The organism is Vibrio lamellibrachiae (assembly GCF_050337265.1).
Classification (GTDB): Bacteria; Pseudomonadota; Gammaproteobacteria; order Enterobacterales; family Vibrionaceae; genus Vibrio; species Vibrio kyushuensis.
The window spans coordinates 23,372-37,382 of record NZ_JAKJSU010000006.1 but is presented as its reverse complement, the minus strand read 5'-3'; the positions used below and the strand labels follow the sequence as shown (position 1 = coordinate 37,382).

At 42.3% G+C, this 14,011-nt stretch carries 14 protein-coding genes; 9 read left to right on the top strand and 5 right to left on the bottom strand.

Annotation, left to right across the window (positions count from 1 at the left end; genetic code table 11):
* The first annotated feature begins 14 nt into the window (after positions 1-14).
* The 3 genes from dapE to L4C54_RS09355 are packed head-to-tail and all read left to right on the top strand — an operon-like array spanning position 15 to position 2,076.
* Positions 15-1,154 (top strand): succinyl-diaminopimelate desuccinylase, encoded by a 1,140-nt coding sequence (gene dapE, locus L4C54_RS09365; RefSeq protein WP_428807987.1) that lies wholly within the window; start codon positions 15-17, stop codon positions 1,152-1,154.
* A gap of 2 nt (positions 1,155-1,156) precedes the next feature.
* Entirely contained in the window at positions 1,157-1,858 is a 702-nt protein-coding gene (locus tag L4C54_RS09360) for a M15 family metallopeptidase (RefSeq protein ID WP_428808278.1), read from the top strand.
* Positions 1,858-2,076: a DUF2897 family protein gene (locus L4C54_RS09355; protein ID WP_428807986.1), complete on the top strand. Its 219-nt coding sequence runs from the start codon at positions 1,858-1,860 to the stop codon at positions 2,074-2,076. Before L4C54_RS09360 ends, L4C54_RS09355 begins: the two co-directional genes overlap by 1 nt.
* 59 nt (positions 2,077-2,135) lie before the next feature.
* On the opposite strand, the gene bamC is transcribed toward L4C54_RS09355, so the two are convergent.
* A complete protein-coding gene (gene bamC / locus L4C54_RS09350) occupies positions 2,136-3,152 on the bottom strand; it encodes an outer membrane protein assembly factor BamC (RefSeq protein WP_428807985.1) in 1,017 nt (338 codons plus the stop codon).
* A gap of 51 nt (positions 3,153-3,203) precedes the next feature.
* Positions 3,204-4,082: a 4-hydroxy-tetrahydrodipicolinate synthase gene (gene dapA / locus L4C54_RS09345; protein WP_428800836.1), complete on the bottom strand. Its 879-nt coding sequence runs from the start codon at positions 4,080-4,082 to the stop codon at positions 3,204-3,206.
* 301 nt (positions 4,083-4,383) lie between these two features.
* Here dapA and L4C54_RS09340 point away from each other — a divergent pair, with 301 nt between their 5' ends.
* Together L4C54_RS09340 and bcp are read left to right on the top strand one after the other, a co-directional pair.
* Positions 4,384-4,926, top strand: coding sequence for a glycine cleavage system transcriptional repressor (locus L4C54_RS09340; RefSeq protein WP_428807984.1), 543 nt, complete (start codon positions 4,384-4,386; stop codon positions 4,924-4,926).
* 12 nt (positions 4,927-4,938) lie between these two features.
* A complete protein-coding gene (gene bcp / locus L4C54_RS09335) occupies positions 4,939-5,412 on the top strand; it encodes a thioredoxin-dependent thiol peroxidase (RefSeq protein ID WP_428807983.1) in 474 nt (157 codons plus the stop codon).
* Positions 5,413-5,499: 87 nt separating this feature from the next.
* Here bcp and L4C54_RS09330 read toward each other — a convergent pair whose 3' ends face one another.
* The 3 genes from L4C54_RS09330 to L4C54_RS09320 form a co-directional block, all read right to left on the bottom strand.
* Positions 5,500-7,371: a methyl-accepting chemotaxis protein gene (locus L4C54_RS09330; protein WP_428800839.1), complete on the bottom strand. Its 1,872-nt coding sequence runs from the start codon at positions 7,369-7,371 to the stop codon at positions 5,500-5,502.
* A 272-nt stretch (positions 7,372-7,643) separates the two neighbouring features.
* The gene (locus tag L4C54_RS09325; protein WP_428800840.1) at positions 7,644-8,717 is read right to left on the bottom strand and encodes an AI-2E family transporter; all 1,074 of its coding nucleotides are present in this window, start codon (positions 8,715-8,717) and stop codon (positions 7,644-7,646) included.
* A gap of 20 nt (positions 8,718-8,737) precedes the next feature.
* A complete protein-coding gene (locus tag L4C54_RS09320) occupies positions 8,738-8,953 on the bottom strand; it encodes a sulfurtransferase TusA family protein (RefSeq protein WP_428800841.1) in 216 nt (71 codons plus the stop codon).
* Between the two features lie 242 nt (positions 8,954-9,195).
* Here L4C54_RS09320 and bepA point away from each other — a divergent pair, with 242 nt between their 5' ends.
* From bepA to nosR, 4 genes are all read left to right on the top strand, one after another.
* Positions 9,196-10,650 (top strand): beta-barrel assembly-enhancing protease, encoded by a 1,455-nt coding sequence (bepA, locus tag L4C54_RS09315; RefSeq protein WP_428801270.1) that lies wholly within the window; start codon positions 9,196-9,198, stop codon positions 10,648-10,650.
* A 23-nt stretch (positions 10,651-10,673) separates the two neighbouring features.
* Positions 10,674-11,018: an arsenate reductase (glutaredoxin) gene (arsC, locus tag L4C54_RS09310; RefSeq protein WP_428800842.1), complete on the top strand. Its 345-nt coding sequence runs from the start codon at positions 10,674-10,676 to the stop codon at positions 11,016-11,018.
* Positions 11,019-11,087: 69 nt separating this feature from the next.
* Entirely contained in the window at positions 11,088-11,516 is a 429-nt protein-coding gene (locus L4C54_RS09305; RefSeq protein ID WP_428807982.1) for a DUF2069 domain-containing protein, read from the top strand.
* Between the two features lie 340 nt (positions 11,517-11,856).
* Positions 11,857-13,989, top strand: coding sequence for a transcriptional regulator NosR (gene nosR, locus L4C54_RS09300; RefSeq protein ID WP_428807981.1), 2,133 nt, complete (start codon positions 11,857-11,859; stop codon positions 13,987-13,989).
* The last annotated feature ends 22 nt before the right edge of the window (positions 13,990-14,011 follow it).

The following is a 14,011-nucleotide window of genomic DNA, read 5'->3' as shown; positions in this document are numbered from 1 at the left end:
ATAGGACACCAAGGATGACAGATAGCCCAACTCTGGCGCTTGCAAAAGACTTAATGAGTCGCGAATCAGTAACACCAGAAGATGCCGGATGCCAACAAGTAATGATCGAACGTCTAGAAGCGTTAGGATTTAAAATCGAAGTGATGGTATTTGAAGATACCACCAATTTTTGGGCTCGTCGTGGCACAGAAGCGCCGCTATTTACGTTCGCTGGACACACAGATGTCGTTCCAGCTGGTAATCTGGAACATTGGCACACGCCTCCTTTTGAACCCACTATTATTGATGGCTACCTACATGGACGCGGCGCAGCGGATATGAAAGGTTCTCTAGCATCAATGGTTGTTGCGGTTGAACAATTTATTGCCAACAACCCAGATCATAAAGGTTCAATTGCTTTCCTTATTACATCCGATGAAGAGGGACCGTTTATCAATGGTACCACTCGTGTTGTTGATACCTTGATAGCTCGTAACGAAATTATCGATATGTGCATTGTGGCGGAACCTTCAAGCACGCATGCTATCGGTGATGTGGTTAAAAATGGCCGTCGTGGTTCAATTACCGGCGATCTCAAAGTAAAAGGGATTCAAGGCCATGTTGCCTACCCTCATCTTGCTAACAACCCGGTACACCAAGCGTTACCAGCGTTAGCTGAACTGGCGGCAACCAAGTGGGATAACGGTAATGAGTTCTTCCCACCGACTAGCTTTCAAATCCCGAACTTGCATTCAGGTACAGGCGCTTCAAATGTCATTCCGGGCGAGTTTAATGTTCAGTTTAACTTCCGCTTCAGCACTGAGTTAACCGATGCTGATATTAAGCAGCGCGTCCACTCAATCATTGATGCTCACGGGCTCGATTATGAACTCAACTGGACTCTGAGTGGCCAGCCTTTCTTAACCGATGAAGGTAAACTTTTAGAAGCCGTTGTCAAAGCGGTTGAAGATGTTAACCATAAGAAACCGGAACTACTCACGACTGGTGGAACATCTGACGCTCGTTTCATCGCACCGATGAGTAAAAAAACAGAGGTTGTTGAGTTAGGTCCAGTCAACGCAACCATCCACAAAGTTAACGAGTGTGTCAGCATTTCTGATCTAGAAAAGTTGACTGACATGTTAGAGAAAACTCTTGAGAACCTATTAGGCTAATGATGACTCCCGAGCAGCTCACTGGACAAACGGATACGCACCTTACTGATGTTTTGATTGGTAAGAAGCAGTTTCAGGTGCATCACGAGGTAGTTCGGGATCTTCTTGAGCTTAAGAAGGCAGCAATGAAAGCTGGTTTTAATTTATGTATCGCCAGTGGTTTTCGAAGCTTTGAGCGTCAAGCTGCGATTTGGAATAGTAAAATCTCAGGTGAGCGTCCGATTTTAGATTCAGACAGTCAGCCTATCGATGCAACAAATCTGACCGAAGAACAAAAAGTAAGTGCTATCCTTCGATGGTCAGCGCTTCCAGGTGCCAGTCGTCACCATTGGGGCACCGATTTTGATTTATATGACGCCTCTTCAATCCCCATCAATACCACGCTTCAACTTGAGCCGTGGGAGTATTTAAGCGGGCATCAACACAACTTCTATGTTTGGTTATCATCAAATCTTCATCACTTTAGATTCTATTTCCCTTACAGTGAGGAGCGTGGTGGTGTCGCTGTCGAGCCATGGCATGTAAGCCACATTAGGCAAAGTGATGTGTGTATCTCACAGCTTTCTGTTGATCTGCTGAGAAATCAGTTAGAACAGCGCCCCATTCTTGCTATGGATAGCGTGCTTAGTTCACTAGATAGTATCTATACTCAATATATAACGAATGTCGCGAATATAACTAATACGACGACTGAGGAGCCATAATGGATCTTCTAACCAACCCTTGGGTCATCTCTTTTCTCGCAATGGGCTTTATGGTCAGTAACATAATGGCTTTAAAATGGGTCTCTAAACTGAAAATTGGGCAGCCGAAGAAAGATCTAACAAAGAAAAAAGATCCTAGTGATGAATTAGAGCCTGCCGATCCAAACGCTAACATTGATACTGATACTGATACTGATACTGATACTGAAAAAAAATAGACAAAAAAAGGAGCGTATCTACGCTCCTTTTTATATTTAATCAATAGCTTATTGAGTAATTACTTCTCAATCATTGCCGCTATAACTGGCACCATATCCGCTAATAACTGCTCTTCAACTGGCTTACCTGCTGAGTCCGTTACGTTAATGGAAGTACGGTTACCAAGATCACCAAATAGGAAGTTATAAGTACCACCTTTCAGCTCAATCGGTTTAACGCCAATATCTTCCCAGAAGCTGTCGTCTGGTGACGCATACTTCGCTTTCACTGTACCTTGAGATTGATTTCTCGCCTCAATGGTAAAGCCCATTGACGGTAACAACTCAGGTAGACGCTGCCAGAATACGTTATATGGTGTACGAGCAATAATTACAGGGAAACCACTACGATCAGAACCCAAACTAATAGGAATCTTTTTCACTGCTTCTTGAGCTTTACGAGCGGCTTCTTCACGTAATTCTAAGTCGTATCGAGCCATGACCAAGTTAGTCATAAGAACGTTATAGCGCTCTTTATTAATCGCTGAAACAGGAATTACCTTATTCGCTTCACGCCACTCAACTAATGAAATTTTAAAACCAAAACGATTGTTTGCATTGACGCGACTAACCTCTGTCCGAGTACCAATTTCAGTATCTTCGTCATCAGAGATCCATGTAAACCAATCAGTTTCCATGCGTTCATCTGTGTGCTCAACAAGCTTAATATTCCTTTCTTCAAACAAAGTCAGCGCTGTATCTCTCACTTTATCAGCATCATCTTCGTTCAATAACCACAGCGTCACTTCGCCATCGTTACGTTCAAATCGAGCGCCAGGAACTAACTCTAGAATCTGTTGTGGTGGGCGAATGTCTACATCGCGACCAATTTCACCGTTGAACTCCCCTTGAGGAATTTTATAGTCATCATAAATATGCGGTTGAGCATCTGCCGTTGACTGCCACTCTTTGAATTCAGGGGTATCCAAATACTCAAAATCATCTTTAGCCTGTCGGCGTGAAGATGGGTCGCTAGAACATGCACTTAAAACAAAAACAGCTAGTGATGTCATAACTAGCTGGCGAGAAAACTTCATTGAAACTCCTAAAAAGCCAAGATCATCGATCTTGGCTATTCTTTTCGTTAATTAGTAAACACCTGAATCAGTCAACGCTTGACTAACAATAGGTTGTGCCGACTCTGATAGATCGGTCAGTGGTAATCTCAGTGTGGCATCATCAATCAAGCCAAGCTTCTTAGCTGCCCACTTTACAGCTATAGGGCTAGATTCAACAAACAAGTCTTTGTGCAGAGGCATTAAGCGCTGATTGATCGCTTCTGCTTCATCCCACTGTTTGTCAGCTGCTAGCTTAAACATTTTCGCCATATCAGCTGCGGCTATATTATTGGTTACAGAGATAACACCGTGACCACCTAGCTTAACAAAATCTAGACCTGTACTATCATCACCACTTAGTAAGATAAAATCTTCGCCACAAAGTTCACGATGAATTTGAACTCTTTCTAAATCACCTGTCGCATCTTTAAGTGCAACAATGTTTTCAATCTTAGAAAGTCGAGCCACTGTTTCTGGTAATAGGTCAACAGCCGTACGGCCTGGTACATTATATAGAATCTGAGGAACGTCGCTAACTTCAGCAATCGCCTTATAATGTTGATACAAACCTTCTTGAGTTGGTTTGTTGTAGTATGGCGTCACACTCAAACAACCTACAATGCCAGAATTATTGAGCAAACGGCTAAAAGTAACCGATTCGTGTGTCGCGTTTGCGCCTGTACCTGCAATAATAGGAATACGTCCTGCAGCAAACTCAACGACTTTATTTACCACTTTCACATGCTCTTCAACAGTAAGCGTTGCAGACTCGCCAGTTGTGCCTACCGCTACCAGACCATCTGAACCAGCCTTCACATGGAAATCGACCAATTTTTTCAGGCTTATGTAATCGACCTCACCACTGGAATTAAACGGTGTAATTAATGCAACAATACTTCCTGAAAACATGTCTTTCTCCATAATTTGATACTTTCTGCATGGTACTTTAAGGCCCTTCCTTAATACAAGGGATTAAGCGCGTATAAACCACCTGATATATTGAATATTTACCACATGTTTGACCTCCGGCATAGTTATTCACCTATATTCTTGGGAAATAATGACAGGAGGACAATCAGCGCAACATATCTCCTGTAAAAAACAGCGTGTCTCCTCACACAGTTCTGCATCTAAAACCATTGTGCTAGACAAGGTTCTACAAGCATCTGTGCTAACATACTCTCTTATAACCCTACTTTAACGTGATATTATGACTCAACATCTAGTGATTACTGCAGTCGGCACTGACCGTCCCGGAGTATCGAATCAAGTCGTACACCTCGTGACTCAGTCAGGATGCAATATCATCGATAGCCGTATTGCTCTATTTGGTAACGAATTTACGCTACTAATGCTCATTTCAGGAAGTGCTAACTGTATTACGCGTGTAGAGACAACACTGCCACTGCTTGGTCAAGAGCATGATCTCATCACCATGATGAAGCGAACCTCGCCACACGCTACCGTTGATCATGCGTACACTCTGGAAGTTTTCGTTGAATCGGATGATAGAATGGGACTCACCGAAGAGTTTACTCAGTTCTTTGCCGATCGAAATATTGGCCTTGCTTCATTAAGCGCACAGACAATCAATAAATCTAAAATCGAACTCGATAGTGATCAATTTCATATCGCACTAACGGCCGCTGTCGACTCTCAATGTAACTTAATGCAGCTTCAGGAAGAATTTACCCTGTTTTGTCAGTCACATTCTGTGCAAGGCTCACTCAATTTTATTAAAAACAGTCAATAGAAAGGAATATCAATGAACACTTTGACTGCTGGCACTCCAGCTCCAAACGTCTCTCTTCTAGATCAAGATGGCAATACCGTTTCAATTAGCGATTTTAGTGGGAAGAAAGTGCTTTTCTATTTCTACCCAAAAGCGATGACGCCCGGTTGTACAACACAGGCACAAGGTCTTCGCGACATTAAAGCTGAGCTTGATGCTCATAATGTTGTGGTATTAGGTGCAAGCATCGACCCTGTTAAACGTTTAGGCAAGTTCATTGAGCGCGATAACTTAAACTTCACACTACTGTCTGATGAAGAGCACATTGCTGCAGATCAGTTCGGTGTTTGGGGAACCAAGAAATTTATGGGTAAGGTATATGACGGTCTTCACCGCATCAGCTTTCTCATTAATGAAGAAGGCGTTATTGAACATGTTTTCAATAAGTTCAAAACTAAGACGCACCATGAAGTGGTACTTGATTACTTAAACGAAAACGCGTCGTAATAGTTAATATTATAAAAAATGCCAGCTCTTATTAGAGCTGGCATTTTTGTTTCAAGCGAAGTAATACACTTTTAATGTCTAGTTCTTCTAAACGATAAACTTATTCAACAACGCATCTTGCTGATGAATATTCTCTTTTTGAGTTTGCATCGCAGTGTTGGTGTTTTCTGCAGAATCAGCTACTTGTGTAGATAAGTCTTTAATTTTCACCGTGTTGTTATTGATCTCTTCAGCAACAAGGCTTTGCTCTTCCGCCGCTGAAGCAATTTGTAGATTCATATCAGATATTTGCTGAATCGCACTGCGGATACTTTCAAGTGAAGCGTTTGCTGCTTGTGCTTTATCCACCGCATCAACAGCTGTTGTTTTACTCTCATTCATTGCTGCTGATACTGAACTAGCACCCGCTTGCAGTTGCTCAATCATGCTACGGATCTCTGTCGTAGACTCCTGAGTTCTTTGTGCAAGAGTACGAACTTCATCCGCAACCACGGCAAAACCACGTCCTGACTCTCCCGCTCGGGCAGCCTCAATCGCAGCATTCAATGCAAGTAAGTTTGTTTGATCGGCAATATCGTTGATTACTTTCAATATTGTTTCGATGTTTGCTGTTGCAGACTCTAACCCTTTCACCTCTTCAACCGCTTGATCGATACGAGCCGACAAATTATCAATCGAAATCGTGGTTTCACTTACTACTTTAGAACCCACTTCTGTCGCATCATCCGCTTGTTGGGCTGCACCTGCTGCCCCTTGTGCGTTGTTTGCAACTTCGGTTGCCGTCACGGCCATCTCATTCATCGCGGTTGCTAGTTGCTCTAGTTCTTGCAACTGGCTACGCATCGCATCAGCAGATTCATGAGCGCCGTGTACAATCATCTCTGTACCACTCATGATCTCGCTACCGATACTCTTCGACTGAATAATTTGGTTTTGCAGTGTTTCCGTAAACTGGTTAAAGCCCTTAGCTAGTTCAGCAAACTCAGCATCTGTGTTTGTGTCTATACGTTTGGTTAAATCACCTTGACCAGAGGCAACATCTTGAATCGCGGCATTTAATGTACCCAGTGGACGCAGTAATGCACGAATCAATAGCGTTAAACCGATGACACTTAGAATAACCCCAATTAAGGTATAGATAATTGAGTTATTGCGTAACTTATCAATCGCAGCAAATGCGATAGATTCATCAACAATCGCACCTACATACCAGTTTTCTGATGGTACTTGCATAAATTGAATTAGGAACGGAGATCCATTGATCTCAACATTTTGAATCCCTTCTTTAATTTGTGCTTCTGGCATATATGTTGATAGTTTTTCACCGTTGTTTTTCGTTTCTGGGTGAGCAATAGTGGTGCCATCAGCCGTCACGATAAACAAGTAACCCGCATCTAACAGGTTAATGCTGTTTACAAGGTCTGCTAGCCCTGTTAGCTCCATATCGTAAAACATACCAGCAGTGAACTGACCGCTATCTCTAACTGGCGTCCCAATCGAAATAATCACATTCTTTGTCGATACATCGATATAAGGAGCAGTAACGACTAAACGACCTTTTGATTTAGCATCAATAAACCAAGGACGAACACGAGGATCATAATCAGGTCCAACATCCCAACTGTCGTCATTTTCCAATACGAAGCCATTTTCGTTATAGCCAAGACCAACCGCTAAAAAGCTGGACTTAAGCTTAGGTTTCTCTAAAACGGCTTTAATATAGTCATGATCTTGAGGGTTAATCTCAATCACCTCTGTTGCAGCCTGAGCGAGTGCTTTCTTACTCTCCATTTCAGATGAAACCGTGTTCTTCACCCCGACAACCATTTCGTTCAAGCTGCTATAGACTAGGCTCTCTACTTCAGACTTAACTGTAGACAACTGTTGAATTGATAGTAGCGAAACCGTAACTAGCAACAATGCTGAAGATGCTGCCACAATCTTTTGACTAAACTTCATAACTTCCCTCGACTAAATATTCACTTACCACCAACAACAGGACGGCGTACGTTATAATGCAGATATAAATATGTTACAAGCTATATCGCCAGCTTTTACAAAAACTTAATTATATTTTTGTAAATAATTTTATATCTAATTGTGACCCATGAGTGAAAGTATAGATGCTAAACATAAAAAAAAGTCCTATTGATCTCAAATCAATAGGACTTTCATATGCTTTGGGGTTGTTTAGCGTTGAAGGGGCGCCCCTAAAGTTTAGTTAATCGTCACTATGCGTTCGCTTCCAACTCTTCATCGTCATGACTTGGCAGTGCATTAATAACAGCCTTAACCAACGTTGCTAGTGGGATAGCGAAGAACACTCCCCAGAAACCCCATAATCCACCAAAGACGAGCACTGCGACAATAATTGCCACTGGGTGTAGGTTAACCGCTTCTGAGAATAAGATAGGCACAAGAACGTTACCATCTAACATTTGGATAATGCCGTACGCGAACAAAAGCCAGTAAAACGGTGGTGCAAGTCCCCATTGAAATAGGCCTACAATCGCAACCGGAACTGTCACTGCTGCGGCACCGATATATGGAATCAGTACCGAGAAACCAACCGCGACCGCCAGCAGTACTGAATAGCGTAAATCTAATATTGCGAATGTTATGTAGCTAGTACCACCCACAATGAGAATTTCGAGCACTTTACCGCGAATATAATTGGAAATTTGTTGGTTCATTTCCACCCACACTTTATCGGCTAATCGGCGATTCTTTGGTAAAATTCCACTAGCCATCGACATCATCTCTTGCTTATCTTTTAATAAGAAAAAGACCAATAGCGGCACCAGAATTAAATAGACAGCGAGCGTTGCTAAACTCACTAAAGATGCAAGTGAACCTTTAACGACACTTTCACCCATGGTAATCACTTGGTTCTTCATGTTATCCATGAGTGATTCAACAAGCTGTACATTAACAAGCTCAGGGTACTTTTCAGGCAATACAGAGATAAACTGTTGTAAACCAATGTACATGCTAGGGATGTCGTTGATTAAATTACCGACTTGGTGCCAAATGGTTGGAACTAGCCCAAATACCGCTAATATCATCACACTAGTAAATGAGAGGATCACCAAGATCACCGCTAGTGTTCTGGGCAAACCCATACGGCTCAGTTTAGTCACTGGCCATTCAAGTAGGTAGGCAAGAACAATCGCGACTAGCAATGGGGCAATGAGGTAGCCAAAGAAGTAGATAGTTACAAAGCCGAAAAATAAGATCGCAACCAAACTTACAGCGTGCGGATCAGAAAAACGTCGTTTATACCAACGACTAACCATATCTAACATTAAGCAGCGTTCCCTTTCATTTATACGACGACTTTAAGGCAAAAGTAGTCATTTATTTTTTCGCTCGTCACTAAGTGGCTCTTCATTTGAAGATAGCGTTCGATGTCATGTTGGGAGTTAGGATCAGAGACATAAATTTCTGCTACTTCTCCGTCTATTAGCTTTGCAATGAAGCGTTTCGCTAGTAACAGTGCCATTGGGCAGCGCTCACAACGTAAATCTAGAAGTTGTTCCACTCTCGACTCTATGCATTTGAGTAAGCCAACATTGTATAGGGTTTTGAACAGCAAACAAAATCAAGTTCATGTTTCATTGTGCAGCCCTTGTATTTGCGAGGCTATCAACGTTAAAGTATCCACTTATACCTGACCAAAGTTAAATTTCTTCTCACAATTTCATGCATGGATTGGAATAGTTGAAACCAAATTGGTAAACCAGTGTCAATAACAGCAATGAAAATGGAGTATTGTTGACTAATATGTTTAAACGCACCCGCTCGCTTGTCTGCCTTTGTGTCGCGACTGCTATTGCCAGTCCCTCTGTATCAATGGCCAACAATATAGAACTGCCTGATATAGGTACCGCAGCAGGGGCAACTCTCACCATAGATCAAGAAATCATCTATGGCGACGCGTACATGAGAATTCTGAGAAACAATTCCCCCATTGTTAATGACCCTGTTTTAAATGAATATATTGATTCATTAGGGCATCGCTTAGTTGCTAATGCTAATGATGTAAAAACCCCATTTACGTTTTTCATGATCCGTGACCGAAACATTAATGCCTTTGCATTTTTTGGTGGTTATGTTGCTCTTCATTCAGGGTTGTTTTTACACGCACAATCAGAAAGTGAACTTGCCTCTGTTGTTGCTCACGAAATTGCTCACGTTACTCAGCGCCACTTGGCAAGGCGAATGGAAGACCAAGCAAGACGCTCACCAGCAACAATGGCCGCACTTGCAGCCTCTTTGTTGATCGCGATTGCAGCACCAGAAGCCGGGATTGCTGCGATTACAGCGGCAACAGCGGGTAGCATGCAAAGCCAAATCAACTATACCCGTAGCAACGAAAAAGAAGCCGACCGTTTTGGTATTAATACCCTTGCAAAGGCAGGCTTTGAAGTAAAAGCGATGCCTCGTTTCTTTGGTCGCCTAGCAGACGAGTATCGCTATGCAAGCACGCCACCACCTATGCTACTCACTCACCCACTTCCAGAAGATCGTATTACCGATAGCCGTGAAAGAGCCCGTGGGTATCCGCCAATGCGTATTCAGCCGTCTCTTGATTATCAATTAGCGCGGTCTCGAATTGTTGCTCGTTATGCGAATATAGAGAGTGGTGCATCAATGGACTGGTTAAATCGTGCAGAACGACGTGCCGATGCCGACATTAAACCCGCTTATCGATACGGAAAAGCGCTCGTTCACCTTGACGACAAGCAGCTCGATGAAGCAGAGGCAATACTCAACGACCTCATCAAGCTTGACCCAAATAACAATTTTTATCTGGATGCATTCTCTGATTTATATATAGAAAAAAAGCAGCCTGAAAAAGCTCAAGCAATGCTCGAACGTGCGCTAAAATCAAAACCAAACAACGCCGTTTTAACGATCAACTACGCAAACGTACTTCTTAAACAAGATAAGAATACTGAGGCGATCCGTGTTCTTCAACGTTACACCCATGATAACGGCGATGATGTGAATGGTTGGCACCTACTCTCTGAGGCACATATCGCGCTTGGAAACAGTGCTGAGGACTTAGCAGCACGAGCAGAGCTTCTTGCACTCAAAGCGAACTGGAATAAAGCGATTCAGTTTTATACTCAGGCTGGGCAAATCGCCGAGCTAGGCAGTCTACAACAAGCTCGATACGATGCTCGTATTGACCAATTAATGGTACAGCGAGATCGATTCCTCGCGCTTCAATAATAAAATTTATAAGGAAGATAATCATGTCAGTTACGATTTACCACAATTCTAGATGCTCTAAAAGCCGCCAAACTCTTGCTCTTTTGGAAGAGAATAATGTCTCTCCAGATATCGTTAACTATCTAGAGACCCCACCAACGGTTGAGACACTAAAAGTCCTATACGCACAGCTGGGATTAGACAACGTTAGAGCGATGATGAGAGTCAAAGAAGATATTTATAAGAGTCTTGAACTCGCGAACGCATCTGACGATGAGTTGTTCTCGGCAATGATGAACAATCCAAAGTTAATTGAACGACCAATCGTTGTTTCAAATGGCAAAGCTCGACATGGCCGCCCACCCGAGCAAGTGCTAGAAATTTTATAACGGTTAGTTTATAAAGGGCGTGAACTTTATTGGCGATATTCGATAAAGGTAATGTAGATAGGGATAAACATGACACAAGATATGACAACCAGAACCAAACAGTTTAGATGGCTCGCGCTTTTTAGCAACCTTGCACTTATCTCTTTGGTCGTACTATGGCAATGGTATTTATCCCCACATCCGCATATAAACAATCTAACACTCGCGATAGCGTGGTGCGTTCCTTTGTTACTTCCACTGCCCGGTATACTTGCAGGCAAGCCTTACACTCACGCTTGGGCAAACTTTGTTTTGATGCTCTACTTTCTTCATGCGCTCGTGATCTTAACCATTGGAGAGGGAGAAATCCTACTAGCGTCGATTGAACTTGGTTTAACCACCATGGCATTTACCGGTAATATTCTTTACACCCGTGCCAGAGGTAAAGAGCTAGGAACGAAACTTATCCGCTTGTCTCAAGTCGAGAAACAAGAAAAGGCTCGCTTTAATGACTCTTAGTTATTTGTAGCCCTTAATTGTTAATACCCGCCCTTTAGTAGTTAACAATTAGCCCATAAGCATTAAACCAGACAATCTAAGTCTGGTTTTTTATTCTTTCAAATCATTAACCTTACACTTTAAATGGTTAATATCATCAATACCAGTAGTGAATAATATCGTTAGAACGTATAAATCAGATGAACACATTTTATTAACGTGACTGCGATTAAGTTTCGGGAAATTTTAAATCATTGACCAGATTTATAATGATTTGAATCAATAAGCAACGAACCCTATCAATTAGTCTATGCCCACACATTGCTTCTTTTTTAGACGCTTGTATAAGGACATAGCTGCAATGAAAGTGTTTTCCAAAACAATAAAAATAATATTCCAACACTTACTTCTCGTACTCTCGTTATGGATTTGTGCATCTCCGAGCTATGCACTATTTGTAAGCCCTCCCAAAGATCCTATACCGTTAATTCATGACGTGTTCCCACTTCTCACAGACATATCAGTGAAAAAAGGCGAACCACTACTTAGAATCATCAAACAAGACGACACCATACTAGGCTATGCGTTTGAAACTAACGATATAGAAAGAATTCCAGCCTACTCTGGCGAACCCGTTAACATGCTCGTCATTATGGATCCTGACGGTGAATACCTCGCATCCAAAGTCTTAGAGCATCACGAGCCGATTATTTTAGCCGGGATCCCTGAAAGTAAATTGACCGCCTTTAGTGATCAATATGTAGGCTTATCCGTCAAAGATAAAATCAAGGTTGGTGGTAAAGCGAGTCAAGAAGGGTTTACCCCAATTGATGGACTATCAGGCGCAACAGTCACGGTAATGGTAATGAATGTCGCCATCACAAAAGCGGCAACCAAAGCAGCTGAATCTTTAGGTATCATCAAACGTTCAAGCAATATCATTCAACCCAAATCAACAATCAAAAAAGATGTCTTCGCAGATAGAACGTGGCTTGAACTCACGGGTGACGGCTCGATTAGAAAACTGTATTTAACCAATGAAACCGTTCAAACCGCTTTTGATGAAACCGATGGAGAAAATATTGATCGCGTAGACTCTAGCGAAAACAAAGAAATGTTTGCTGAAGTTTATTACACGATTGCTGATATTCCGACGATAGGAAAGAACCTATTTGGCAATAGTGAATATGAGTGGTTAGTTAATCAGTTAAAACCCGACGAACATTTAGTCGCTGTCTTTGGTAATGGTTACTCTTATAAAGGCTCTGGCTATGTGAGAGGGGGTATCTTTGACAGGCTTCAAGTACACCAAAATGGCAATGAATTTTCATTCCGTGATTTAGACCATAACCGTATTAGTGATTTGGTCGCGCAAGGAAGCCCTCGATTTCAAGAGATGTCAGTGTTTATTGTCCGAGTTCATCATGATTTTGATCCCGGAGCAAGTTGGCAGCTAGAACTATTAATTCGAAGACAAACTGGCCCTATTGATAGTGTCTTTACCAGTTTTAAAGGCAGCTATGACAGTCTAGAACAATACGTAGACACACCAGAGCCGATTATTCTTCCACCTGAACTCACATTAACCCAGCAAGTTTGGCAAGAGAGCCAAGTAAAGGTCATCATTTTAATTGGGCTAATAGTTGTTCTGATACTGATCCTATTTTTCCAAGATATCTTAGTACGCCACCCAACTTTCATGCATCGACTGCGTCATGGTTTTTTAGCGATTACCGTGGTGTTTATCGGTTGGATTTGGGGCGGGCAACTTTCGGTTGTTAACGTGTTCACCTTCCTTCAAGCCTTGGTGAAGGATTTTTCATGGGACTTATTTCTACTCGACCCAGTCATCTTCATATTATGGAGTGCTGCCGCAGTCACGATGTTGCTTTGGGGACGCGCAGTCTATTGTGGCTGGTTATGCCCATTTGGCGCACTTCAAGAGCTTATTAACCAGTTTGCACGATACGTTAAGATTCCTCAATTTGAGCTACCTTGGGCTGTACATGAAAGGCTTTGGGCGATTAAGTATCTGATCCTGCTTGGTCTATTTGGTTTATCTCTGGACTCACTGGCCGTTGCTGAGCAATTTGCTGAAATAGAGCCTTTCAAAACAACTTTCTTGCTTAAATTTGATCGAGAGTGGCCATTTGTTCTATGGGCTGTGTTTCTTTTATCTCTCAACTTATTCAATCGTAAAACATTTTGTCGCTATCTATGCCCTCTTGGTGCTGCGCTGTCGGTATCCAATAGCGTTCGCCTGTTTGACTGGCTCAAACGACGACCGGAATGTGGCTCGCCATGTAAAACCTGCGCAAAAGAGTGTGAAATCCAAGCAATCCACCCAGATGGCGTCATCAACATGCGTGAATGTCATTACTGTTTAGATTGCCAAATTACCTATTCCAATGATGGAAAGTGCCCACCATTAAAAAAACTGGCACGTAAGAAAATGAAACAACGTGAATCCGAGATTCCTGTAACACAACTATAAACGCAAAACGGCCTTCCATTGA

Bases quoted from the DNA above. Each gene is read 5' to 3' on its own strand.
- L4C54_RS09340 (WP_428807984.1), top strand. From the start codon at position 4,384: ATGACTCAACATCTAGTGATTACTGCAGTCGGCACTGACCGTCCCGGA.
- bepA (WP_428801270.1), top strand. From the start codon at position 9,196: ATGTTTAAACGCACCCGCTCGCTTGTCTGCCTTTGTGTCGCGACTGCT.
- bcp (WP_428807983.1), top strand. From the start codon at position 4,939: ATGAACACTTTGACTGCTGGCACTCCAGCTCCAAACGTCTCTCTTCTA.
- nosR (WP_428807981.1), top strand. From the start codon at position 11,857: ATGAAAGTGTTTTCCAAAACAATAAAAATAATATTCCAACACTTACTT.
- dapE (WP_428807987.1), top strand. From the start codon at position 15: ATGACAGATAGCCCAACTCTGGCGCTTGCAAAAGACTTAATGAGTCGC.
- L4C54_RS09355 (WP_428807986.1), top strand. From the start codon at position 1,858: ATGGATCTTCTAACCAACCCTTGGGTCATCTCTTTTCTCGCAATGGGC.
- arsC (WP_428800842.1), top strand. From the start codon at position 10,674: ATGTCAGTTACGATTTACCACAATTCTAGATGCTCTAAAAGCCGCCAA.
- L4C54_RS09360 (WP_428808278.1), top strand. From the start codon at position 1,157: ATGACTCCCGAGCAGCTCACTGGACAAACGGATACGCACCTTACTGAT.
- L4C54_RS09325 (WP_428800840.1), bottom strand. From the start codon at position 8,717: ATGTTAGATATGGTTAGTCGTTGGTATAAACGACGTTTTTCTGATCCG.
- L4C54_RS09305 (WP_428807982.1), top strand. From the start codon at position 11,088: ATGACACAAGATATGACAACCAGAACCAAACAGTTTAGATGGCTCGCG.
- dapA (WP_428800836.1), bottom strand. From the start codon at position 4,082: ATGTTTTCAGGAAGTATTGTTGCATTAATTACACCGTTTAATTCCAGT.
- bamC (WP_428807985.1), bottom strand. From the start codon at position 3,152: ATGAAGTTTTCTCGCCAGCTAGTTATGACATCACTAGCTGTTTTTGTT.
- L4C54_RS09330 (WP_428800839.1), bottom strand. From the start codon at position 7,371: ATGAAGTTTAGTCAAAAGATTGTGGCAGCATCTTCAGCATTGTTGCTA.